21 protein-coding genes are annotated in these 24,565 nt (G+C 37.3%); all 21 read left to right on the forward strand.

Annotated features, from left to right (window positions below):
* Positions 1–66: 66 nt before the first annotated feature.
* On the forward strand, positions 67–297 hold the full coding sequence (locus NSQ14_RS00295; protein WP_034766873.1) for an anti-sigma-F factor Fin family protein: 231 nt from the start codon (positions 67–69) through the stop codon (positions 295–297).
* Positions 298–741: 444 nt separating this feature from the next.
* Positions 742–4,278 (forward strand): transcription-repair coupling factor, encoded by a 3,537-nt coding sequence (gene mfd, locus NSQ14_RS00300; protein WP_346216745.1) that lies wholly within the window; start codon positions 742–744, stop codon positions 4,276–4,278.
* Between the two features lie 424 nt (positions 4,279–4,702).
* Entirely contained in the window at positions 4,703–5,239 is a 537-nt protein-coding gene (gene spoVT / locus NSQ14_RS00305; protein WP_034766878.1) for a stage V sporulation protein T, read from the forward strand.
* Between the two features lie 306 nt (positions 5,240–5,545).
* Positions 5,546–7,159, forward strand: coding sequence for a polysaccharide biosynthesis protein (locus tag NSQ14_RS00310; RefSeq protein WP_346216746.1), 1,614 nt, complete (start codon positions 5,546–5,548; stop codon positions 7,157–7,159).
* Entirely contained in the window at positions 7,152–8,609 is a 1,458-nt protein-coding gene (mazG, locus tag NSQ14_RS00315; protein ID WP_328185626.1) for a nucleoside triphosphate pyrophosphohydrolase, read from the forward strand. The genes NSQ14_RS00310 and mazG overlap by 8 nt, the downstream gene beginning before the upstream one ends.
* 30 nt (positions 8,610–8,639) lie before the next feature.
* A complete protein-coding gene (locus tag NSQ14_RS00320; protein WP_034766884.1) occupies positions 8,640–8,906 on the forward strand; it encodes an RNA-binding S4 domain-containing protein in 267 nt (88 codons plus the stop codon).
* A gap of 136 nt (positions 8,907–9,042) precedes the next feature.
* Positions 9,043–9,348, forward strand: a complete 306-nt coding sequence (gene yabP, locus NSQ14_RS00325; protein ID WP_034766886.1) for a sporulation protein YabP — start codon at positions 9,043–9,045, stop codon at positions 9,346–9,348.
* Entirely contained in the window at positions 9,345–9,959 is a 615-nt protein-coding gene (gene yabQ, locus NSQ14_RS00330) for a spore cortex biosynthesis protein YabQ (RefSeq protein ID WP_343127212.1), read from the forward strand. Before yabP ends, yabQ begins: the two co-directional genes overlap by 4 nt.
* Before the next feature lie 19 nt (positions 9,960–9,978).
* Positions 9,979–10,368 (forward strand): FtsB family cell division protein, encoded by a 390-nt coding sequence (locus NSQ14_RS00335; protein WP_095142287.1) that lies wholly within the window; start codon positions 9,979–9,981, stop codon positions 10,366–10,368.
* A gap of 73 nt (positions 10,369–10,441) precedes the next feature.
* Entirely contained in the window at positions 10,442–10,849 is a 408-nt protein-coding gene (locus NSQ14_RS00340) for a S1 domain-containing RNA-binding protein (protein WP_034766895.1), read from the forward strand.
* A 474-nt stretch (positions 10,850–11,323) separates the two neighbouring features.
* The gene (gene spoIIE / locus NSQ14_RS00345) at positions 11,324–13,795 is read left to right on the forward strand and encodes a stage II sporulation protein E (RefSeq protein WP_346216747.1); all 2,472 of its coding nucleotides are present in this window, start codon (positions 11,324–11,326) and stop codon (positions 13,793–13,795) included.
* Positions 13,796–14,051: 256 nt separating this feature from the next.
* On the forward strand, positions 14,052–14,789 hold the full coding sequence (locus NSQ14_RS00350; RefSeq protein ID WP_034766899.1) for a VWA domain-containing protein: 738 nt from the start codon (positions 14,052–14,054) through the stop codon (positions 14,787–14,789).
* Positions 14,758–15,741 (forward strand): serine/threonine protein kinase, encoded by a 984-nt coding sequence (locus tag NSQ14_RS00355; protein ID WP_041844679.1) that lies wholly within the window; start codon positions 14,758–14,760, stop codon positions 15,739–15,741. Before NSQ14_RS00350 ends, NSQ14_RS00355 begins: the two co-directional genes overlap by 32 nt.
* 90 nt (positions 15,742–15,831) lie before the next feature.
* A complete protein-coding gene (gene tilS, locus NSQ14_RS00360; RefSeq protein WP_095142289.1) occupies positions 15,832–17,250 on the forward strand; it encodes a tRNA lysidine(34) synthetase TilS in 1,419 nt (472 codons plus the stop codon).
* Positions 17,250–17,795: a hypoxanthine phosphoribosyltransferase gene (hpt, locus tag NSQ14_RS00365; protein WP_034766907.1), complete on the forward strand. Its 546-nt coding sequence runs from the start codon at positions 17,250–17,252 to the stop codon at positions 17,793–17,795. Before tilS ends, hpt begins: the two co-directional genes overlap by 1 nt.
* A 167-nt stretch (positions 17,796–17,962) precedes the next feature.
* Positions 17,963–19,924, forward strand: coding sequence for an ATP-dependent zinc metalloprotease FtsH (gene ftsH, locus NSQ14_RS00370; protein ID WP_041847461.1), 1,962 nt, complete (start codon positions 17,963–17,965; stop codon positions 19,922–19,924).
* 255 nt (positions 19,925–20,179) lie between these two features.
* Complete coding sequence (locus NSQ14_RS00375; protein WP_034766910.1) at positions 20,180–20,944, forward strand: type III pantothenate kinase; 765 nt, start codon at positions 20,180–20,182, stop codon at positions 20,942–20,944.
* Between the two features lie 47 nt (positions 20,945–20,991).
* On the forward strand, positions 20,992–21,885 hold the full coding sequence (hslO, locus tag NSQ14_RS00380) for an Hsp33 family molecular chaperone HslO (protein ID WP_034766912.1): 894 nt from the start codon (positions 20,992–20,994) through the stop codon (positions 21,883–21,885).
* Positions 21,886–22,113: 228 nt separating this feature from the next.
* The gene (gene cysK / locus NSQ14_RS00385) at positions 22,114–23,037 is read left to right on the forward strand and encodes a cysteine synthase A (RefSeq protein ID WP_034766914.1); all 924 of its coding nucleotides are present in this window, start codon (positions 22,114–22,116) and stop codon (positions 23,035–23,037) included.
* A 257-nt stretch (positions 23,038–23,294) separates the two neighbouring features.
* Positions 23,295–24,119, forward strand: coding sequence for a dihydropteroate synthase (gene folP, locus NSQ14_RS00390; RefSeq protein ID WP_346216748.1), 825 nt, complete (start codon positions 23,295–23,297; stop codon positions 24,117–24,119).
* A gap of 23 nt (positions 24,120–24,142) precedes the next feature.
* The gene (gene folB, locus NSQ14_RS00395; RefSeq protein ID WP_034766918.1) at positions 24,143–24,514 is read left to right on the forward strand and encodes a dihydroneopterin aldolase; all 372 of its coding nucleotides are present in this window, start codon (positions 24,143–24,145) and stop codon (positions 24,512–24,514) included.
* Positions 24,515–24,565 lie beyond the last annotated feature (51 nt).

Consider the following 24,565-nt stretch of genomic DNA (forward strand, 5'->3'; position numbering starts at 1 on the left):
TCCTTGGACGGTAAATAATAAATATAAACATAAATAAATTCATTTACCATTCAAGGGGTGCATAAGATGAGTATCCATTATGTTTGTCGTTATTGTGGTACCAAAATTGGAACTCTAGAAAATAAAATAATTGACTATGAGACATTGGGTTTTCATAAATTAACCGAAAGTGAACGGATGAACATGATTCAATATGAACCGGACGGAAATATCCAAGTAAAAAGTATTTGCGAAGATTGCCATGAATCCTTTACAATAAATCCAAGTAATTATGAACATGACTATATTATCCATTAGCTTTGGAGATCCAAAGCATTTTTCTGTTTATCCCACTTTTAGCGGGCAATAATTTGCTGCCTGCATACATCCGACTCGTTCGGAGGGCCTTAAGTAAATGAAAGAAAAAGGTGGAAGATGAGTGAGGCGGCTGAGGAAGTGCCAAATAATCTCGCTAAACACTGTATTTAGATGAATTTTCGGGTTTTATCATACTATATATTGTGTTAGTAAATCTATTCAAGTAGTTTTTCAGTGACCTCAAGATGAGTGCCGTAAATGTCCGATCGGTTTAACTAACCATCAGTGTTACCACTGATGGAAGTTTCACTTTATGAGAAAATCGGCAACAATTTGTGTAAAGGTTGCCGACTTTACTCTTTGATTTGCAGTGAAAGTTAGACAAACATGTACTTATCACCATTCATAATAGATGACACCAAGAGAAGGAGAGGAGGCAAAAGAATGAGAGGGTTATTAACCACTTTAATGCAAAAAGACGACATTGCGTCGATTACAAGCGGAATAAATGAAGGATTAAACGAACAACTTGTTGCCGGTTTATCTAATTCGGCTAGAACCGTATTTATGGCTAGTATTTATCAAAAGATGAATATGCCTCTTCTGATCATCACTTATAATTTATTGCAAGCACAAAAGCTATATGAAGATTTGGTTCATCTTATATCAGATGAAGTATTCATATATCCGGCAAATGAATTGACAATCGCCGACCTGGGCATATCCAGTCCTGAATTACGTTCGCAGCGAATTGAAGCATTAAATTTTTTGAATAGCAACAAAAAGGGTGTAGTTATAGCGCCCATCGCCGGTATAAGAAGAATTTTACCCCCAAAAGCAATATGGGCTGAACATATCATTCAGTGGCAATTGGATGATGAAATTAATCTGGAACAATCCATTCAAAAATTTGTCCAAATGGGTTACGTACGTTCAGAAATGGTTACTGCACCCGGGGAGTTCAGTGTTCGTGGCGGTATTATTGACATTTATTCATTGACAGAAAGCAATCCGATTCGAATTGAGCTGTTTGACAATGTCATTGATTCCATCCGGTATTTTTCTATCGATAACCAACGCTCTATGGAAAAACTTTCGGAAGTGACAATTGGCCCGGCAACAGAAATCATTTTAGAGCCGGATCATCTTCAACGAATAGCGGATAAACTTGAAAAAGCTCTGGCTGATAGTTTAAAGAAAATAAAAGATGAAAAGGTAAAAGAATCTCTTGTTACCCAAACCGAACATGAAATTGAGCAGCTGCAATCCGGACAAATTCCTGATGAGATTTTTAAATATCTATCATTTGCCTACGAAAAACCAGGAAGTTTACTAGACTATATAAGTGAAAATTCCATCGTATTTATGGATGAAATCAGTAGAGTTAGTGAAATGAAAGAAACACTTGATAAGGAAGAAGCTGAATGGCACACAAATTTATTGGATGAAGGAAAAGTTATTCATTCGGTAACAATCAGCCATGATGTATGGAAAATCTTACATGGTTCGAAAAAACCGATTGTTTATTATTCACTTTTTTTACGTCATATTCAACATACAAGTCCGCAAAATATATTAAATTTATCCAGTAAACAAATGCAAAATTTCCACGGACAAATGAACGTGTTGAAATCAGAAATGGAACGTTGGAAAAAAAGCGGATATACAGTTATTTTTTTAGGGGCGGATGATAGTCGGACAGAGAAAATTGAAAGTGTTTTAGCGGATTACTCAATTGAAGCGGTAAATAATTGGGACGGCGAACAGCTAATTATAGGAAAGACGCAAATTATAAAAGGACAGTTAAACAGCGGATTTGAATTCCCGATGGAGAAAATAGCCGTTATTACTGAGGGAGAATTATTTAATAAAAAGGTAAAAAAACATTCTCACCGAACACAAAAAATTTCCAATGCAGAACGGATTAAAAGTTATTCGGAGCTCAATATCGGGGATTACGTAGTTCATGTGAATCACGGGATTGGTAAGTATTTAGGAATTGAAACGCTGGAAATTAACGGAATCCATAAAGACTATATGAAAATTAAATATCAAGGTACTGACAAGCTTTACGTTCCTGTTGAACAAATTAATCTTGTACAAAAATATGTCGGTACGGAAGGAAAAGAACCAAAGCTGTATAAACTGGGCGGATCTGAATGGAAGCGCGTAAAGAGAAAGGTTGAATCTTCTGTTCAGGATATTGCTGAGGATTTAATTAAATTGTATGCAGAACGTGAAGCCTCTGTTGGGTATGCCTTTTCTCCGGATACTGAATTACAACGGGAATTTGAAGCAACATTTCCATATAAAGAAACGCAAGATCAATTACGGTCAATTGCCGAAATTAAAAAAGATATGGAGAGACCGCGCCCAATGGATCGGCTTTTATGTGGCGATGTTGGTTACGGCAAAACTGAGGTGGCATTACGGGCTGCTTTTAAAGCAATTTGTGACGGCAAACAAGTGGCTTTTCTTGTACCAACAACGATTTTGGCACAGCAACACTATGAAACAATGCGGGAGAGATTTCAAGATTATCCGATTAAAATTGGTGTATTAAGTCGCTTTCGTACACGTAAAGATCAGCAGGAGACGATTAAAGGTCTGAAAAATGGAACCGTTGATATTATTGTTGGTACCCATCGCTTATTATCTAAAGATATTACTTATCATGACCTTGGACTATTAATCATTGATGAAGAGCAAAGATTTGGTGTAACTCATAAAGAAAAAATTAAAAAATTAAAAACAAATGTGGATGTCTTAACGTTAACCGCAACACCAATTCCGAGGACACTCCATATGTCTTTACTGGGCGTTCGTGACCTGTCCGTTATTGAAACACCGCCGGAAAATCGTTTTCCTATCCAAACATATGTTATGGAAATGAACCCCGGTCTTGTAAAAGAGGCTATTGAAAGAGAGTTGGCCAGACACGGTCAAATTTACTATGTTTATAATAATATTGATGATATTGACCGGAAAGTTGAGGAACTATCCATGCTTGTACCAGATGCCAGATTTATTTATGCGCATGGAAGAATGAATGCAATGGAACTGGAAAATGTTATGTTAAGCTTTTTAAATGGTGAAGCAGATGTATTAGTTAGTACGACCATTATTGAAACGGGAGTAGATATCCCGAATGTCAACACATTAATCGTAGAAAATGCAGATCGTATGGGTCTTTCCCAACTTTATCAATTACGAGGTCGAGTCGGACGGTCTAACCGGGTCGCCTATGCGTATTTTACTTACAGTAAAGATAAAGTCCTTACTGAGGTAGCCGAAAAGAGATTACAAACCATTAAGGAGTTTACTGAATTAGGTTCAGGATTTAAAATAGCAATGCGTGATCTATCCATACGCGGGACGGGAAATTTGTTGGGGGCACAACAACATGGGTTTATCGAATCAGTTGGATTTGATCTTTATTCACAAATGTTGAAAGAAGCGATAGAAAAACGAAAAGGTGACGAACCCGACAAACAAGATTTTCCGGTTGAAATTGATCTTCAAATAGACGCTTATATACCGGATCAATATATTCATGACGGTTACCAAAAGATTGAAATGTATAAACGGTTCCGGGCAATTGCTAACATGGAAGATATACATGAATTGCAAGATGAAATGGTTGATCGATATGGAGATTATCCGGAAGAAGTAAATAATTTATTTTTGATTTCCGAGATTAAAATTTACGCCAAACAGGCAGGAATTGAATTGATTAAAAAGGATAAAGATGGAATTCATCTGATCTTTACTGAAACGGTAACGAAAGACATTCAAATTAAAGACATTGTGGAACTATGTAAACCATATGGTCGCATGGTAGGTTACGGTATGGAAGGGGAAAAGTTTAAAATCGTTATCTATAACAATAGTCAAATCGAACAAGATTGGTTCTCTACTCTTGAATCGATTTTAAAAGGATTACCGCAAACCGTTGAACGGGAAGTAAAAACAGTATCATAATAGAATATGGTGTATAGGCTAACCTCCTTTTGTGTAATTTTCTGAATTGACTTTAACTTATTTGTCAATAAAGGGGTTAGCCCTTTTTATTGTATAAGAAACCAAAATAGTGGCGAAAATCATATAGAAACTGATGGAACGAATCCAAATGAATACAAGAAAGAATTATGTTTAGTGTTTTTATAAAAAGAGGATAAATTATACTGTACAGTTGTTTCCAGTATTTCCAATTATTCTTACTATAAGAAAAAGTTTTAGTTTGTGTATAGAACTTACCATATGAAAGATAATAATTGTATATAAGGATGATGATTCCATTTACACTTGGTATTCCGCTTGGTCGGGCCTTGTTTTGGAATAATATATCCGTTCGTAACTGTGACATCAGCAAGAAAATCATCATAAGAAAGAGAGGCAACTTAAGATGAAGGCAACTGGTATTGTACGTCGAATTGATGATTTAGGTCGTGTTGTAATACCAAAGGAAATTAGGAGAACCTTACGAATTCGTGAAGGAGACCCGTTAGAAATTTTTGTTGACCGTGATGGGGAAGTGATCTTAAAAAAATATTCTCCAATCAGTGAATTAGGTGATTTTTCCAAGGAATATGCAGAGGCTTTATTTGACAGCCTTGGGAGTACCGTTTTAATTTGTGATCGTGATTCGGTTATTGCTGTAGCAGGGGGGTCGAAAAAAGAGTACTTAAACAAAAATATTAGCGAGTCTGTAGAGAAGGTCATGGCCGATCGATCCACCGTTTTAGAAACGAATGAAACCACGATTTCGCTTGTGGAAGGCAATGAAGAAACATTGACTTCCTATACGATCAGCCCAATTATTGCTAACGGTGACCCAATTGGTACAGTTATTATAATGTCTAAGGATAATACATTAGGTGAAGTCGAAAAAAAAGCAGCCGAGACAGCCGCAGGATTTTTAGCAAGACAAATGGAACAATAAAGTGATCTTAATCAGCGGGAATTTTTCCGGTGAATAGCGGTCTTTTAAGTCTTGAGGTTGGAGCTTGACTACCCTATGATGGCTATTCATCCCCTGATTAGGGGCGGGGGATGATATGGTCACTACATAAGGTGGATAAAAAACTTAATTGAGATAAATATTTTTTAGGAAGGCAGGAAGTCTGTCTTCTTTTATTGTTTTATAATAAAATGGAGGTTGGTATTATTTATTGCCTTTTGTTCCACTAACATCCGAGGGGAAAGCCCCTATTTATGAGAGTCTCATTATTATTTAGCAGGTGTATTTATGAAAAAGGAGAAAGATAATTCGAAAAAGCTATTGCTGAAAGGGACAGCGATCCTTTCAGTAGCGGGATTATTATCAAAAATATTAAGTGCTGTTTATCGTGTACCGTTTCAAAATATTGTTGGAGATGTTGGCTTTTACATATATCAGCAAGTATACCCGTTTTATGGGATAGCGGTTTCTTTTGCCACATACGGATTTCCTGTTGTTATTTCAAAATTGTATGCGGAAAAGATTAGTATAGGTGATACAAGAGCAGCAAAAAAAATAATATTTCCGGCATTTGTTTCTGTTTCAACGATTTGCCTTCTTATATTCCTTGTCATTTATTTTGGTTCAGCATTTTTTGCCGGACTGATGGGGGATCCCCGGTTAGAACCTTTGTTGAAGATGGTGTCCTTAACCTTTTTAATTATTCCGCTCGTATCTGTTATGCGGGGGCATTTTCAAGGCCAAGGATTTATGGCGCCGACTGCAATCTCTCAACTGGGGGAACAAATTGTCCGGGTTTCTCTTATTCTGATTTTGGCCTTTCTTTTAACTGCCAAAGGTTTTACATTGTACGGGATCGGAAAATGGACGATGTTTGCTTCAGTGGTTGGAAGTTTATGCGGGGCAATGATTTTAGTTGCATTTTTTATCCATCATAATCACCAAAGTCAAATACATTTTTGGAATAGCATTAAAGGTTCTGTTAAAATTATGAAAATGGTATGGACGGAAGGGATTGCCGTCTGCATAAGCAGTTTAACGCTATTATTATTTCAGTTGGCAGACTCTTTTCAAATGGTTCCTTTACTAAAAGAAAGCGGAATGGCTTTAAAACAAGCACAAGTGATGAAGGGGATTTATGATCGGGGTCAACCGTTAGTACAGCTGGGAATGGTTTTAGCCATATCTTTGTCATTGTCTGTTGTCCCTTTTGTTGCTGCGATGAAAAGAAAAAGTGAAGAAATGACGGGCTATATTCGCTTTGCTTTTCAAATTAGCCTTCTTGTCAGTTCTGCTGCGACAACCGGTTTGATTTTGATTATGAATGATTTGAATGTGATGTTATTTGAAAACGAATGGGGTTCAAATGTTTTGCGCATATTTGTACTAGTTGTTTTTTTCGCGACAATTTGTACAACCATCATATCAGTTTTGCAAGGACTTGATATTACATATTTTCCGGCATATATTGTGATTGTGGGATTTTTTATGAAGCTCTTATTAAATCGGTTTTTTATACTTGAATTGGGTACGATGGGTGCGGCGATTGCCAGTAATCTTGCCTTGTTGCTGATGGCTGTAATATTAATATATCGTTTACGAAAAACCATTGATACTCGACTGGTCAATTGGCGCTTTGTGATCGTTTTAATAAAATCATTAACAATTATGACGATCACGATTTCTTTATTTTTTATGATTAGCCGAGTTTTTGCTCCTCTTTTTCACGGAGTCCGTCTCTTTTCCGCTTTTGTTGCCATATGTGCTGCTGTGATTGGGGCGGTTGTCTTTTTCATCTCGATTATCCGTGGCTGTATTTTTTCCAAAGAAGAAATAATCCTTTTACCATTCGGAAGCAGACTTCAATTTTTGTTAAAAGAAGGAAGGGTTAACCGTGACTAAAATTATTATTGTTGGGCTTGGGGCTGGTGATATTAATCAACTTCCCCTAGGTGTTTATAACTTATTGAAAAATGATTATCTATTGTTTTTACGGACAAAAGAACATCCCGTTGTTGAGAGCCTTGAACAGGAAGGAGTTGCCTATTTTTCCTTTGATGCGATTTATGAGAAGAATCAACAATTTACGGATGTGTACGAGGAAATTGTTGAGAAATTATTTTCGGAAGCTTCGGATAAAGATATCGTGTACGCTGTTCCAGGGGCTCCTATAGTTGCGGAGAGGACGGTTCAATTATTACTTGAACGCGGGGAAGAGATGGGGATTGAAATTGAATTGGCTGGTGGACAAAGTTTCCTCGATGCATTGTTTCAAGCAGTCCGGATTGACCCAATTGAAGGTTTCCAGCTGTTGGATGGAACAAATTTCAGTAAATATAATGTTCAGTTGACGCAACATATGATTATCGCGCAAGTATATGATCAAATGGTTGCATCAAATGTAAAATTGGAATTAATGGAGTTAGTACCCGACACATATGAAATCTATATTGTGGCAAATGCGGGCAGTGCCGCTGAATCTGTAAAAAAAGTACCTTTATATCTACTGGATCATGAATTTTCATTCAGTAATTTAACGAGTTTATATATCCCACCGGTAAAAGATGAAAGGATTCTTTATAAAAATTTTACTTATTTGCGGCAAGTAGTAGCTACTTTAAGAAGTCCCAACGGATGTCCGTGGGATCGGGAACAAACACATCAATCGTTAAAAAAATATTTAATTGAAGAGGCGTATGAATTGCTTGAAGCGATTGATGAAAATGATGATGACCATATGGTTGAAGAACTCGGTGACGTTTTATTACAAATCATGCTGCATGCTCAAATTGGTGAAGATGAAGGATACTTTACCATTGATGATGTTATCGAAGCAATCACTAGTAAAATGATCCGCCGACATCCCCATGTATTCGGCGATAAAGCCGCAAAAACGGTCGATGAAGTTTTGTCGAATTGGCAAGACATTAAGCAAAACGAAGAAGGAAGAGAAGAAACACGATTTGCCGCGGTTAAAAAAGGGTTGCCGGCACTTTTACAAGCCTATGAACTGCAAAAAATGGCGAAAAGTTTTGGTTTTGATTGGCAGGAAATTGAACCGGTCATCGAGAAATTAAAAGAAGAGTTAGATGAATGGCTAATAGAAGTTAACAGTGGGGTTAATAAAGACGCAATTGAACTGGAGTATGGTGATCTGCTTTTTTCGATGGTAAATATAGCCAGGTTCCTGTCCATTCATCCGGAAGAAGCACTGATTCGCGCCAATCAAAAATTTGTAAGACGGTTTCAATACATCGAGGAAAAAATAAATAAAGCCGGAAAACAATTCTCGGATTATACGTTGGAAGAACTGGATTCGTTTTGGAATGAAGCGAAAGAAAGTGGTTTGTAAGCAACAACAAAGAAAGGACTGGACAAATTTATGAGGTTAGATAAATTTTTAAAAGTATCCCGATTGATAAAAAGGCGAACTTTGGCAAAAGAAGTGGCGGACCAGGGAAGAATTTTAATCAATGGAAAAACAGCTAAAGCAAGTTCCGAAGTCAATGTCGGGGATGAATTAGAAATCAGATTTGGACAAAGACTTATGACCGTGAAGATTGAAAAATTGCAAGAAACAACACGAAAAGAAGATGCGGATTCAATGTATACCGTTATGAAAGATGAGCGGATAAATCAAGAAAACTAATAAATAAAATAGCTTTTTACATTCCTGTCTATTTCATTTAGGTTTGTCCCCCAATGCTAATTTCTGTTCTAATCTAGAACGGACGAGCATAACTATTTTATAAGAATGAGAACAAGATTGAATCGGGGGATGAATGGTGAACCAATATTATGATCAATCGAAAAATCAAAAACCTGTCGTGCAAGATCATGATGTAATTATGAGAGGACGTAAAACTCTGGATATAACAGGTGTGAAGCAAGTAGAAAGCTTCGATAATGAAGAATTCCTATTAGAAACGGTCATGGGTTATTTAGCTATTCGCGGTCAAAATCTACAAATGAAAAACTTGGATGTGGATAAAGGGATAGTTTCTATCAAAGGTAAAATATTTGACCTCGTCTACCTAGAAGATCACCAGGGAGATAAAGCTAAGGGATTCTTTAGCAAGTTGTTCAAATGAGTCTAACAGTACAATTTTACACAATGCTAGCCATGGTTGGAATGGGCAGTTACTTTGGGGCGGCTTTGGACACGTATAGCCGCTTATTTAACCGTTCAAAAAGAAATGTCATTGTACGAGGCATGAACGATATTTTATTTTGGATAGTACAAGCGCTCATTACCTTTTATATCCTTTACCTGGTAAATAATGGTGAAATACGCTTTTATATTTTTTTAGCTCTTCTTTGCGGTTTTGCTTTTTATCAAAGTCTGCTAAAAAATTTATATAATCGGCTGCTTGAGTGGTTGATCCAGCTATTGGTTCGCACATACCGACTCGGAGTAAAACTGTTCAGTAATGTGATTATAAAGCCGGTCGTTATGTTCTTTACATTCATATTTACAATAATTGTCGTGCTGGGGAAGTTCACTCTGCAAATTTTTTTATTTTTAGTAAAAATCCTGAGGGTTCTTCTTAAAATTGTTCTTAAACCATTTACTTATTTAGGAAAATATATCTGGAAAGCTGTACCAAAATCGTTTAAAATAAAAGGGAGTCATTTTTTTAAAAGAATTTCTAATTCTCTAAAATGGATAATGGATGTAATCAATAAATTAAAAAGGCGTTAAAAAGAGGAGGCTTAAGTGAATGAGTACTGAACGAAGCAGAGTTCCGATATTGAACGAGACTTATAAAAGTCATCAAGAACAGCATAGTATCTATATAAAAAGGAGAAAAAAATTACTCATTCGCAGGCTGACTTTGTTTTTTGTCTTTGTTGCCATTGTCTCCTATACATTAATTAAAACTTTGTATACCCAAGCCTCTGTCCTGAACGAAAAGCAGGATCAGTTAAAGGAAGTACAAGCTGAGTATAATCAAATCAAAGAAAACCAGGAAATTTTAAAAGAAAATATCACCAAATTACAAGATGATGAATATGTTGGTAAATATGCCCGTCAAGAATATTATCTGTCCGACGAGGGTGAAATTATTTTCTCCATTCCTGATAAAGAAGTTGATGATTCGGTTGATTGACACTTAAAACCGATTTTGTCTATAATATACATAGGTGTATTTTTTTATTACTTTAAGGAGGAAGTTTCTTTTTATGTCAATTGAAGTAGGCAGCAAGTTACAGGGTAAAGTAACAGGGATTACTAATTTCGGTGCATTTGTCGAGCTGCCAGAGGGCTCAACAGGATTAGTCCATATTAGCGAAGTCGCAGACACTTATGTAAAAGACATTAATGAATTTCTAAAAGTCGGCGATCAAGTGGAAGTAAAGGTCATGAATGTTGAGAAGGACGGCAAAATTGGTTTATCTATTAAAAAGGCAAAGGACAGACCGGCGAAAAATAGTGGTCGTCCACGTCAAGGGAAAAACCATGACCGCAATTCACAAGAGAATTTTGAACAAAAAATGGCGCGTTTCTTGAAAGATAGTGAAGACCGCCTGGCCTCGTTAAAGCGCAATACTGAATCAAAAAGAGGAGGTAGAGGTGCGAGAAGAGGTTAACTTGCTGTCTGTATAATAGCCTATTTGCAAGTTGCTCTGAATTTTCTAGTTATTATATTGTATTTATAAGCTAAGCAAAGGTCGCTTTTGAAATAAAGGGTTGTCTCATATGAGGCAGCCTTTTTTATTTTGTCAGTAAAAATAATGTTGCACAGCCTCTAGTCAAGTTTCATTGTCCAGTTTTACAAGGAAAACTAGGACAGCAAAACATTCTCTTTTTAAAAAAGTAGAAAAATATAAATGTCGAAAAATGAACAGTGTGGAGAATGTCGAACTGTTTATAACTGATGAGGGTAAAGAACTATTGCTTCATTTTTATGAAAGGGAAGAAAAATAAGCTGACGAAATTTGTTTGCTTATCTATGATTAGGTAGACAATTGTCGAAATATTTTTATATTTACTCTTTCTTTTTTGACAAAATTTTATCTTGCCATCGTCTATAATAATCAAAAAATGAGCTAGGGGTGTTTGTGATGGGAAAAATTCAAGGTAGTTTTGTTGAGCCCATTCAGGAAAGAAAGATGGTGGATGCAAAGTTTTTCTTTTATAGTTTACTAGAATCAATGAAAAATCATTTGGAGACATTATTTATAAAACGGGGACTTCTCCTCTTTATTTTCGGTTTTATGCTTGGACGAGCCTTTATTTTGTCTGTATTATCACCGTTTAGTTTGCCTTTTTTTGCAGCTGCTTATTTTATCCGAAAAGATAAATCACCACAAATATTTATAGGAATTGTGGCCGGTGCCTTAACCATATCATTGGGTAACGCGGTTTACGCTTTTATGATTATAAGTTTATTTCTTGTCGGTCATAAATTGGTGAACCGGTTTGTTCGAAATCAGACAACGTTAATCCCGATCTTAGTGTTTTTGTCCATATTAATCGGCAGGCTATCATGGCATTATGTTGAAACACAGGATATCACCATTTACCATGCATTAATGACGACTGTTGAAGCAGGTCTTGCTTTTGTTTTAACATTGATATTTTTGCAAAGTATTCCGCTATTATCCTTATCGAAAAGAAGACAAGCGCTAAAAACGGAAGAACTGGTTTGTTTAATTATTTTAATCGCCTCAATGATGACAGGAGCAATGGGGTGGATGATTGAAGGTATCGCCGTATCTCATATTTTGGCTCGTTATCTTGTTTTAATTTTTGCTTTTACAGCAGGTGCAACTGTCGGTTCCACAGTCGGTGTTGTCACCGGTTTGATTTTTGGACTTGCTGATATCAACAGCTTTCCTGAAATGAGTTTATTAGCCTTTGCCGGTTTGTTGGGTGGTTTGTTAAAAGATGGGAAAAAGATTGGCGCCGGCTTTGGCCTGGTTGTTTCCACTTTATTGTTGGGACTGTATGGAAATGGAACAACCTCCATTTTGACCAGCTTGTATGAGTCATTTTTTGCATTAATTCTATTTATGTTAACACCGGTATTTTATACGAATAAAATTGCCAAGCATATACCGGGGACAACTGAGTACTCGGCCGAACAACAAGCATATATCCGGAAGATAAGGGACGCAACAGCCAGGAGAGTGGAACAATTTTCTTCCATCTTCCAAGCACTGGCCATGAGCTTTCGAAAGCAGGAAAATCATGAACGATCCGATCCGGAGGCAGAAATAGATTATTTCTTTGCCAATGTTACAGCGAAAACTTGCCAAACTTGTTTTAAGAAGGAAAAGTGCTGGGCGCTTAACAACTACAATAAAACATATGATGCAATGAAGGGAATTATGCTGGAATTGGAGAAAAAAAATGCGCTATCCAAACGAACGATTCGGAATTTGGAACATATCTGCACAAGGAGCGGAAAGGTAATCGATACGATCCAAAATGAGTTACATTATCATCATGCGAATAAAAAATTAAAACAGCAAATTAGTGAAAGCCGGAAATTAGTGGCTGAACAGTTATATGGCGTCTCGAAAGTTATGGCCAGTTTTGCCAATGAGATTCAAAGGGAAAGGGAAAACCTGGAAAAGCAGGAGGATCAGTTATTCGATGCGCTACAATCATTTGGAATCGAAGTGGATCATATTGAAATTTACAGTCTGGAACAAGGAAATGTTGATATTGATATAACCATTCCATATTGCGGCGGAATGGGCCAATGTGAAAAATTAATAGCCCCGCTTTTGTCCGATATTTTACATGAGCAAGTTACCGTATATAAAGAAGAATGTGCAAGCCATGAGCATGATTATTGTTATGCAACTTTCCGTTCCGCCAAGCGTTTTGTGGTTGATACGGGCGTGGCTTTTGCCGCGAAAAACGGCGGTTTCGTTTCCGGTGACAGTTATACTATGATTGAAATTGGTGCAGGGAAATACGCATTAGCCATTAGTGATGGCATGGGCAACGGGGAACGTGCTTATTTAGAAAGTAAGGAAACTTTAAATTTATTGAAAAAAATTCTTCAGTCAGGTATTGATGAGGAGGTGGCCATTAAATCAATCAATTCCATTCTTTCTTTACGCACAACTGATGAGGTTTATGCAACACTGGATTTAGCGATAGTAGATTTGCAGGATGCCAAGTCTAAATTCATTAAAGTTGGTTCGACCCCGAGTTTTATTAAGCGGGGTGATCAGGTCATAAAAGTTCAAGCAAGCAACTTACCGATAGGAATCATTCAAGAATTTGAAGTCGACGTTGTTAGCGAACAATTAAAAGCAGGCGATTTGCTGATTATGATGAGCGACGGGATTTTTGAGGGGCCAAGGCATATCGAAAATATCGATCTATGGTTAAAACGAAAAATACTAGAATTACAAACAGATGATCCGCAAGCGGTAGCTGACATTATAATGGAAGAAGTAATTCGCTCCAGTGATGGGTATATAGATGATGATATGACTGTTTTGGTTGCAAAAATAAAGCATAACAATCCGAAATGGAAGCCTATACCTGCCATTTCATTAAGGAAAGGAGCATAAAAATAGTGTCTATACGTATGAGGTCGGAAAGGAGGGAAAAATTCAAGGAAGGGCTATCCGGGGCCGTCCCTTTTCATATATACTTTTTAAGATAGCCATTTAAGCAAGCCAATCTGTTTTCGACTGATCGGACTCAGATTGTACGAGGCTAAACCTGTTATCTACGGTTTTCATTAAATGATATTTTTATATAGACAATGTATATATCCTCTCCAATCAGGCAAAGATGGTAAAAAGTAATTTGGAGGGGATTTGAATGAAAACGGGGACAATTAAACAAATTTTGTTAATCACTGACGGTTGTTCAAATCATGGTGAAGATCCGGTGGCAATGGCTGCCCTGGCAAGAGAGTTCGGAATTACTGTTAACGTCATTGGTGTCATGGAAAATGATATTATAGATGAACAAGGGGTTCGTGAAATTGAAGGGATTGCCCGGCAAGGTGGCGGGGTCAGCCAAATTGTTTATTCTCAAGTACTATCACAAACCGTTCAAATGGTTACTAGGAAAGCGATGACCCAAACATTACAAGGAGTTGTCAATCAAGAATTAAGACAAATTTTAGGAAATCAAGCCAGCTTAGAAAATCTGCCGCCGGAAAAACGCGGAGAAGTTCTTGAAGTAGTAGATGAACTAAACGAAACAGTTGATTTGGAAGTACTCATTCTTGTTGATACAAGTGCCAGCATGAAACATAAATTACCGACTGTAAAAGAAGCATTGCTCGATTTATCTTTAAGTTTAAATGCTCGAATGGGAAATAACCAATTTTCACTCTTTATATTTCCCGGGAAAGGAAATGAAGTGGAAAAACTACTGGACTGGACACCGAAATTAGAATCTTTAACGACTGTTTTCGCAAAGTTAAATCCGAGTGGCATGACACCAACCGGGCCGGCATTAAAAGAAGCGATCACATATTTTAAGGAAAAACATTCGGTAAGGGGATACCTGTCACGTCATGATGATGAATTCTATGAAGAGTCCATTTAATTTTGCATCCGGAACAATTATTCAAGGGAAATGGCATCACAATCGCTATACAATTATTAGGGAGCTGGGTCGAGGCGCAAACGGAATTGTATATTTAGCTGATTGGAACGGAAAAAAAGTGGCCATAAAAGTCAGTGATAACCATGTGACCATTACTTCTGAAGTCAATGTTCTGAAATCTTTTACCAAGGCCCAGGGGGTTTCCCTCGGGCCTTCTTTATTCGATGTGGATGATTGGATTCATAATGGCTCGCAAATATCCTTTTATGTTATGGAGTATATTGCCGGAACAGATTTATTAACATTCATTAAGCAAAATGGTACAACGTGGTTGCCGGTTTTAATATCGCAACTACTGACCGACCTTGACTACCTGCATAAAAACGGTTGGGTTTTTGGAGATTTAAAACCGGAAAATTTACTTGTTACAAAATCACCGGTTAAAATTCGTTGTATTGATGTTGGCGGAACAACGATGCAAGGGAGAGCAATTAAAGAGTTTACCGAGTTTTTTGACCGGGGCTATTGGGGACTTGGCTCGAGGCGTGCAGAACCTTCTTATGATCTTTTTGCAGTTGCCATGATTGTCATCAACCTGTTTTATCCAAAACGGTTTCAAAAACATGGTGTTGGTATTGAACAGTTGAAAAAGGCCATTCAGGATGTGAAAGAGTTAAGACAATATCGTCCAATATTATTGAAAGCATTGGCCGGAAAATATAGTAGTGCCACAGAGATGAAAAAAGAATTGTTAAAATTAATTCATTTTCCATCTGCACATCATCAGACAACACCGAAGTATCAAACAAACAAAAATCAAAGAGCGCAGACCAATAATACTAGAACGAGACGTAAGAAACAAAAGAATAAACATGGTATATTGGAAACAATCCTAATTGTGTCAATTGTGTGTATTATATACGCCTTTTATATTTTTGAACAAATCATGTAAGGATATTGCCAAGAAAAAATGTTTTAAAAAATAAATTCAATAAGGTAAAATATAAAATAAGCGTGCCACAGAAAGAGGATTGTCAAGGAAATGAATGATTTTGATGCGAAAGTAAAAAAATTTATCATAAAACATCAATTAATTCCGGATGAATCCCATATATTAATTGGGGTTTCGGGGGGACCGGATTCCTTGGCTCTTTTGCATTTTCTGAAAAGGATTCAAGAGGAAATGCAGCTGAAACTCACTGTTGCTCATGTTGATCATATGTTTCGGGGAGAAGAGTCCTATGAAGACATGAAGTATGTAGAAAAGATTTGTCGCGAATGGAATATCCCGTTTCAAGGGGAGCGCATAAATGTCCCAAAAGAAATTAAGAAAAGAAAGTCTGCAAGTTCAGAAGCGGTCGCCAGAGAACTGCGTTATACATATTTTGCATCAATAATGGAAAAATATCATATTCCGATTTTGGCACTTGCCCATCATGGTGATGACCAAATTGAAACCATCTTAATGCGGTTAACAAGAGGAACTACATCAAAGGCGGCAGGTATACAAGTAAAACGTCCTTTTGCCGATGGAGTAGTCATTCGACCTTTTCTATGTGTAACAAAAAATGAAATAGAAAAATATCTGGAGCATTATCGACTACAACCCGTTTATGATCCGACGAACAAATCGGATATTTATACACGAAATCGTTATCGAAAATATATTTTGCCATTTTTAAAAAAAGAAAACCCTAATGTCCATGTGCATTTTCAACGATTTAGTGAACAATTAATGGAAGATGAAAAATATTTAATGGAGCTAACAAAGGAAACATATAATAAAATTGTTATTGAGGAAAAAGTTGGACTTACATTATCGATAAAATTGGGTGTTTTTCTAGAAAGTCCTTTGCCTTTACAAAGGAGATGTATTCATCTAATATTAAACTATCTCTATCAAAATCGGCTGCCTGAAAACCTATCGGCTAACCATATAGATGCCATAATCGAGTTAATAAAAAGTCCGAATCCATCCGGTGAATTGCATCTGCCGGATAAACTTAAAGTTTATCGGTCCTATGAAAAATGTATTTTCACGTTTTCCTTAGAAAAAATTGAACCATATATATATACTTGGCAGGAAGGTGAAACAATCACTTTCCCTAATGGATCTCAGTTGAAAATGTTTGTTGCAGATGATGAAGTAAGGGTTGGAAATGAATATTTTATATTAGATGATAACACAACTTTCCCTTTATATGTACGGTCAAGGAAAAACGGTGATCGAATTCGTCTCAAAGGAATGAAAGGATCGAAAAAAATCAAATCACTATTTATCGATAATAAAATTCCGATTCCGGACAGGGATACATGGCCGATTGTCACCGATCGACAAGGCGAAATATTATGGGTACCGTTATTGAAAAAATCCAAGTACGAATCATCTCGAATGATTAAGGGGAAAACATTGATATTACAATACATAAAACAGTCAGACTTCTGGGAGGAGCAAGGTTAATGAATCAAGATATTGAAAGAGTGCTAATTGGAGAAGCAGAGATTCAGTCCAAGATCCGTGAGATCGCAGCCATTCTTACCGAAGAATATAAAGATCGTTTCCCGTTAGTAGTCGGTGTATTAAAGGGTGCATTGCCGTTTATGGCCGATTTAATAAAAAATATGGATACATACTTGGAAATTGATTTTATGGATGTATCAAGCTACCACGGGGGAACGGTTTCCAGTGGAGAAGTAAAGATTCTTAAGGATTTAGATACTTCCGTTGAAGGTCGGGATATATTGATTGTTGAAGATATCATTGACAGTGGGTTAACATTAAAGTACTTAGTTGACCTATTTCATTATCGGAAGGCAAATTCTATTAAAATTGTCACGCTTCTTGATAAACCAGAAGGAAGGAAAGTTGATCTAAAGGCAGATTTATCCGGATTTATCATCCCAAATGAATTTGTTGTCGGCTTTGGACTCGATTATGAGGAAAAGTATAGAAATCTCCCGTATATCGGGGTGTTAAAACCAGAAGTATATAGTAAGGAGGACTAAAGGAGATTTCGTTTAAAAGAGTGATTTAATTAAAGTTTTTTTAAAATAAATGGTATGGTTTACAATATATAGAGTAAGATCCAAAAAGAAAGCAGAATGCCTTGTCATGCATTCATTTACTATGATACTATGTAATAAGTTTGTTTCCCTTTGAGAGGAGGTCAAGGATGAATCGGATATTTAGAAATACTGTTTTTTACTTGCTTGTATTGTTAGTTTTAATCGGAGTAATTAGCATATTCACAGGCGGGCAAGAAACAAATGAAAAAATGACATATAATGAGTTCATCACACATCTTGAAAAAGGTGATGTGGAGAAATTTACTGCACAACCTGAAAGACAGGTTTACTTGATTACTGGTAAATTGAAAAACGCTGAAAATAATCAAGGCTTTACTGTAAATGTTTGGAACAGTCCAACAACATTAGAAAGAATTGAAAGTGCAGCAAACCAAACAAATACTAACTTTGAATTTGCAATGGCGAAAGAGACGAGCGGATGGGTTCAATTATTGACCTCAATGATTCCGTTCATTATTTTAATTTTCTTCATTTTCTTCTTGTTAAATCAATCCCAAGGCGGCGGCGGTCGTGTCATGAACTTTGGGAAAAGCAAGGCGAAATTATATAATGATGAAAAGAAGAAAGTCCGTTTTAAAGATGTAGCCGGTGCTGATGAGGAAAAACAAGAGCTGGTTGAAGTCGTTGAATTCCTAAAAGATCCACGGAAATTCTCAGAACTAGGTGCAAGAATTCCAAAAGGCGTATTGCTCGTTGGTCCTCCGGGAACAGGTAAAACACTTTTAGCCCGTGCTGTAGCAGGAGAGGCCGGGGTCCCGTTCTTCTCAATCAGTGGTTCGGACTTTGTTGAAATGTTTGTCGGCGTCGGTGCTTCCCGTGTGCGTGACTTATTTGAAAATGCGAAGAAAAATGCACCATGTATCATTTTTATCGACGAAATTGATGCGGTCGGTCGACAACGTGGCGCAGGACTTGGCGGCGGTCACGATGAACGTGAACAAACCTTGAACCAATTGCTGGTAGAAATGGATGGATTCAGTGCGAATGAAGGGATTATCATTATTGCTGCTACGAATAGACCGGATATTTTAGACCCTGCATTATTGCGTCCTGGTCGATTTGACAGACAAATAACCGTTGACCGTCCGGATGTAAAAGGGCGTGAAGCAGTACTGCGTGTACATGCCAGAAATAAACCGCTTGATGCATCTGTAGATTTAAAAACAATCGCAATGCGTACACCGGGTTTTTCCGGAGCGGATTTGGAAAACTTATTGAATGAAGCTGCACTAGTAGCGGCAAGAGCAAATAAAAAGAAAATTGATATGAATGATATCGATGAGGCAACTGACCGAGTAATTGCAGGTCCGGCGAAGAAATCTCGTGTCATCTCTGAAAAAGAACGGAATATTGTCGCATACCATGAAAGTGGTCATACCGTTATCGGACTTGTTCTGGATGAAGCAGACATGGTTCATAAAGTAACGATTGTTCCGCGTGGGCAAGCAGGTGGTTATGCTGTTATGTTACCGAAAGAAGATCGCTATTTTATGACAACACCGGAATTGAAAGATAAGATTACCGGTCTTTTAGGTGGTCGTGTAGCAGAAGAAATTATATTTGGTGAAGTAAGTACAGGTGCTTCCAACGACTTTCAACGCGCCACAGAGATTGCTCGTCGAATGGTAACGGAATTTGGAATGAGTGAAAAATTAGGACCATTGCAATTCGGTCAAACGCACGGTCAAGTCTTTTTAGGAAGAGATATTAATAACGATCCAAACTATTCTGATAAAATTGCTTATGAAATAGATACAGAAATCCAAAGAATTATCAAAGAATGTTATGAAAAGGCAAGACAGATCTTAACAGAAAAGAGAGATAAATTAGAAGTTATTGCACAAGCACTCCTAAAAGTTGAAACACTTGATGCCAAGCAAATTCGCCATTTATATGACCATGGTCGCCTTCCGGATGAAGAAGAAGGAAAAACGGAAGAAGTCGTTAAGCCATGGGAAATAAAAAACAATGAAAAGTCTGATGTAAAAATTAATATTTCACCAAAAGAAAGTCCGTTCCAAGCGGATGAAGAGCAAAAACCAGAATAATATTGAAAAAATAAGCTGCCCTAGCCGTCAGCTTATTTTTTTTACAGAATGAGAAAGTGTTTTGGCCAAAAACTTAGATAAGTTTTGCTGCCTGGTTCCGGGACCTTGCAGTTTTCTTACCGGGAATAGACTTTAAAACGTTTTTCTTTAAGTAGATTTTATGGTAATATTTCTTTGATTATCGTGAATTGCTTATCCCCTCTCTTACTGGGATTTATACAAACTCATTCTAATACATAAAAAGTTGGTGAAAATATGATTTTAGTTCTTGATGTGGGGAATACAAATATCGTATTGGGTGTGTATGAAAAAGATGAATTGAAACATTATTGGCGAATTGCAACGAACAGGAATAGTACGGAGGATGAATATGGTCTATTGATAAAATCATTATTTGAGCATGAAGGTACATCCTGTCAAGATATTAAAGGGATTATTATTTCATCTGTTGTTCCGCCAATTATGAATGCTTTAGAAAGAATGTGCACAAAATACTTTGGAATAGAGCCGTTAATTGTTGGACCGGGAATCAAAACCGGATTAAATATAAAATACGAAAACCCAAAAGAAGTGGGGGCCGATCGGATTGTTAATGCTGTAGCAGCCATTCATGCATACGGAAGTCCGTTAATTATTATCGACTTCGGTACAGCAACAACCTATTGTTTTATTGATGAACAGGGACGATATATGGGTGGTGCCATTGCTCCGGGTATTAACATTTCGACAGAGGCACTGTATACAAAGGCGGCAAAATTACCAAGAATTGAAATTGTCCCCCCAAGTAATATTGTAGGGAAAAATACGATTGAAGCGATGCAGTCCGGAATTATTTACGGCTATGTCGGACAGGTTGAGGGGATTGTCTCGCGTATGAAAGCGCAGGCGAAAAAGCAGCCGAAAGTCATTGCCACAGGCGGTTTAGCCAATTTAATTGCACAGGAAGCAAAAATTATTGATATCGTTGACCCTTTACTAACGTTAAAAGGCTTGCATTTGATCTATAAACGAAATATGTGAACCGTTTATTTTGCACATCCGAATGACAATATGGAAGGAGAACACCAATGGATGATTATTTAGTAAAAGCAATTGGCTGTAACGGAGAAGTGCGGGCATACGCAATCCGATCAACGAATACAGTAAGTGAAGCACAAAGAAGACATGATACATGGGCGACAGCTTCTGCGGCACTTGGTCGAACAATCACAGCAGCTGCAATGATGGGGTCGATGCTTAAGGGAGACAGTCGTATTACTGTAAAAGTAGAGGGAGATGGCCCGCTTGGCGTAATACTGGTAGATGCAGATACGGTTGGAGATGTCCGCGGCTATGTTGCCAATCCCCATGTTGATTTTGAAGTAAATGAACTAGGCAAACTTGATGTAAGAAGAGCCGTCGGTACAAACGGCACGTTAACGGTTGTGAAAGATTTAGGACTACGGGAAAAATTTTCAGGGCAAGTCCCGATCGTTTCCGGTGAAATAGGGGAAGATTTTACTTACTATTTTGCAACATCTGAACAAGTACCTTCAGCTGTGGGAGTAGGGGTACTGGTAAATCCTGATCATTCCATATTGGCAAGCGGGGGATTTATTTTACAGATGATGCCCGGAGCAACGGACCAAACGATTTCAAAGATCGAAAATCACTTAAAAACGATCAAACCAATTTCAACATTAATTAAGGAAGGGTTAACCCCTGAGGAAATATTAGCTGAATTGTTGGGAAAAGAGAATGTCGAAATTCTGGAAACAGTACCGGTTAAATTTCAGTGTACCTGTTCAAAGGAACGTTTCGGGAATGCATTAATCAGTCTGGGAAAACAGGAACTGCAAGAAATGATTGATGAAGACGGGCAAGCAGAAGTCCAATGTCATTTTTGCAATGAAAAGTATTTATTTACAAGAAATGAATTAGAGAAATTAAAACAGCGGACAGAGGAAAAGTCCAGTAAGTGACAAATGATGAGTCAGGCCTTTACACCCGATTTTAACAGGATATAGGTTTACGGCGGATTTTACGTAAAATAAACCATATCGTATATTTTGAGCGTAAGTTTTTTAGGGGAGATAAGCCTCTTGGTATAAAAAAGTGGGAATAATATTAAGAATAAATTGACAAGAGGCTTTGTTTCGAGCTAAAATAAGATTAATCCAATTAATATACTAGGAATTAGGGGTGTAAACATGTCAAAATATGTTAATTCAATTACGGAATTAATCGGTCGTACGCCAATAGTTAAATTAAATCATGTTGGTGATGAAAATTCAGGTGAAGTATTTGTCAAACTGGAATACTTCAATCCGGGGAGCAGTGTGAAAGATCGGATTGCTTTAGCGATGATTGAAGATGCTGAGAAAAAAGGATTACTTAAAGAAGGCGATACGATTATTGAACCGACAAGTGGAAACACCGGAATCGGGCTGGCAATGGTGGCCGCTGCAAAAGGGTATAAAGCTGTTTTAGTTATGCCTGAAACAATGAGTATTGAACGGCGAAACTTACTGCGGGCCTATGGTGCAGAGCTGGTACTTACACCGGGACCTGAAGGCATGAAAGGCGCGGTAAACAAAGCAACTGAATTAGCAAAAGAAAATGGGTATTTTATGCCGCAACAATTTGAAAACGGAGCAAATCCGGAAGTTCATAAATTAACAACCGGTCCTGAAATTGTTGAACAAATGGGTGATCAATTAGACGCATTTATTGCCGGGATTGGAACAGGCGGAACCATTACAGGTGCCGGTCAAGTTTTAAAAGAACAATATCCGGGTATAAAAATCTATGCTGTAGAGCCAAAAGACTCACCAATCTTGTCCGGGGGAAAACCGGGACCACATAAAATTCAAGGAATCGGAGCTAACTTTGTTCCTGAAGTATTGGATACACAAATCTATGATGAAGTTATCCAAATTTCCACGGAGGAAGCTTTTGAAGCAGCTCGTAATGTAGCCCGTCATGAAGGGATTCTTGGCGGAATTTCTGCCGGTGCTGCGATTGCTGCGGCTATTCAAGTGGCGAAAAAGCTCGGTAAAGGGAAAAAAGTATTAGCGATTGTGCCAGATAACGGTGAACGTTACTTAAGTACGGCGTTATATCAATTTGAATAAATTTCTACTAACATCTCTCAAATCCTTTGTTGTTTGTTGTCTGCCGGTAACTGCAATGTATTCATGACAATCGTTTTTTTGATTGAGGAATATTGCATTTTACCGGGTACGGACAACTTTTTTGTTTTTATCGCAATGTATGGCGATTTTTACCATAAATATAGGCTATTTCTGTGCTAACCGTTCTGTATATTTTGGCATAACTTGATAATTTGATAAAATGGTAATAGTTTTTGTAACGGGAAGGTGGCTCAATCATGCAAGCTGGGAAATATGAACTGAATTTTAAAGAAAAAACATATATAATGGGGATTTTAAATGTAACACCGGATTCGTTTTCTGATGGCGGGAAATTTTACGAAAACACTTCCGCCATTGAACACGCAAAAGAAATGGTTATTTACGGTGCAGACATTATTGATATTGGCGGCGAGTCAACAAGGCCGGGCTTTGCACCTGTTTCGGTAAAGGAAGAAATAAATCGAGTAACTCCTATCATACAACATTTGGCTCCAACAATTGATGTTCCTTTATCTATTGATACATATAAGGCAGAAACCGCAAACGCAGCGATTGAAGCCGGTGCTCATATAATAAATGACATTTGGGGGGCAAAAAAGGATCCGGAGATTGCCGATGTGGCCGCTCAACATCATGTTCCCATTATTTTAACTCATAATCGGGAAAAGATAGATTATGAGTCATTTATACGAGACAGCTTATTTGATTTATATGAAAGCATTACAATTTGTAAAAAACGGGGCGTACAGGATGATCAAATTATCCTTGATCCGGGTATTGGCTTTGGAAAAACTTATGAACAAAACGTTGAAATGATGCAAAACCTTGATTTATTAGTTGGACTAGGATATCCTGTTCTTTTAGGTACATCAAGAAAGTCAATGATTGGATATGCACTTGACCTGCCAGTTTCTGAAAGGATGGAAGGCACCGGAGCTACGATCTGCTATGGTATTATGAAAGGATGTCAAATTATTCGTGTTCATGATGTAAAAGAAATGGCAAGAATGGCAAAGATGATGGATATTTTAATTAACGGTGTCAAGTCATCTGTCAATTAAAATCAAGAAATGTGGGGAAATCGATGGATCGGATTTATTTAAATCAAATGGAGTTTTATGGATACCATGGTGCATTACCGGAAGAAAATCGCCTCGGTCAACGTTTTATTGTAGATTTGGTCGTTGAATTGAACTTGCAAAAGGCCGGAAAAACAGATGATTTAAAGGAAACGGTCAATTATGCCGAATTATATGAACTATGCAAGGATATTGTGGAGAATCGAAAATTTAAACTGATTGAAGCCGTTTCTGAAAAAATTGCCGATGAAGTGCTGCTTCAGTTTCCAAAAATTGAAAGGTGCACGATAAAAGTGACCAAGCCGGATCCGCCGATACCTGGTCACTATCGATCCGTAGCCGTTGAAATGACAAGAACAAGAAATAAACTTGGTTAAGTATTAGTAGGCGCCGAGTATAAATTTTTCATCCTTGAAAAGCAAAATGAC

Origin of the sequence: Caldifermentibacillus hisashii, from assembly GCF_039654145.1 — a bacterium.
Taxonomy (GTDB): Bacteria; Bacillota; Bacilli; order Bacillales; family Caldibacillaceae; genus Caldifermentibacillus; species Caldifermentibacillus hisashii.

What these genes read in the sequence shown, in the direction of transcription:
- cysK (WP_034766914.1), top strand. Translation starts at nt 22,114, where the DNA reads ATGTCAAAATATGTTAATTCAATTACGGAATTAATCGGTCGTACGCCA.
- NSQ14_RS00375 (WP_034766910.1), top strand. Translation starts at nt 20,180, where the DNA reads ATGATTTTAGTTCTTGATGTGGGGAATACAAATATCGTATTGGGTGTG.
- mfd (WP_346216745.1), top strand. Translation starts at nt 742, where the DNA reads ATGAGAGGGTTATTAACCACTTTAATGCAAAAAGACGACATTGCGTCG.
- hpt (WP_034766907.1), top strand. Translation starts at nt 17,250, where the DNA reads ATGAATCAAGATATTGAAAGAGTGCTAATTGGAGAAGCAGAGATTCAG.
- NSQ14_RS00295 (WP_034766873.1), top strand. Translation starts at nt 67, where the DNA reads ATGAGTATCCATTATGTTTGTCGTTATTGTGGTACCAAAATTGGAACT.
- NSQ14_RS00310 (WP_346216746.1), top strand. Translation starts at nt 5,546, where the DNA reads ATGAAAAAGGAGAAAGATAATTCGAAAAAGCTATTGCTGAAAGGGACA.
- ftsH (WP_041847461.1), top strand. Translation starts at nt 17,963, where the DNA reads ATGAATCGGATATTTAGAAATACTGTTTTTTACTTGCTTGTATTGTTA.
- folP (WP_346216748.1), top strand. Translation starts at nt 23,295, where the DNA reads ATGCAAGCTGGGAAATATGAACTGAATTTTAAAGAAAAAACATATATA.
- NSQ14_RS00350 (WP_034766899.1), top strand. Translation starts at nt 14,052, where the DNA reads ATGAAAACGGGGACAATTAAACAAATTTTGTTAATCACTGACGGTTGT.
- NSQ14_RS00335 (WP_095142287.1), top strand. Translation starts at nt 9,979, where the DNA reads ATGAGTACTGAACGAAGCAGAGTTCCGATATTGAACGAGACTTATAAA.
- tilS (WP_095142289.1), top strand. Translation starts at nt 15,832, where the DNA reads ATGAATGATTTTGATGCGAAAGTAAAAAAATTTATCATAAAACATCAA.
- folB (WP_034766918.1), top strand. Translation starts at nt 24,143, where the DNA reads ATGGATCGGATTTATTTAAATCAAATGGAGTTTTATGGATACCATGGT.
- NSQ14_RS00340 (WP_034766895.1), top strand. Translation starts at nt 10,442, where the DNA reads ATGTCAATTGAAGTAGGCAGCAAGTTACAGGGTAAAGTAACAGGGATT.
- spoVT (WP_034766878.1), top strand. Translation starts at nt 4,703, where the DNA reads ATGAAGGCAACTGGTATTGTACGTCGAATTGATGATTTAGGTCGTGTT.
- NSQ14_RS00355 (WP_041844679.1), top strand. Translation starts at nt 14,758, where the DNA reads ATGATGATGAATTCTATGAAGAGTCCATTTAATTTTGCATCCGGAACA.
- spoIIE (WP_346216747.1), top strand. Translation starts at nt 11,324, where the DNA reads ATGGGAAAAATTCAAGGTAGTTTTGTTGAGCCCATTCAGGAAAGAAAG.
- NSQ14_RS00320 (WP_034766884.1), top strand. Translation starts at nt 8,640, where the DNA reads ATGAGGTTAGATAAATTTTTAAAAGTATCCCGATTGATAAAAAGGCGA.
- yabQ (WP_343127212.1), top strand. Translation starts at nt 9,345, where the DNA reads ATGAGTCTAACAGTACAATTTTACACAATGCTAGCCATGGTTGGAATG.
- hslO (WP_034766912.1), top strand. Translation starts at nt 20,992, where the DNA reads ATGGATGATTATTTAGTAAAAGCAATTGGCTGTAACGGAGAAGTGCGG.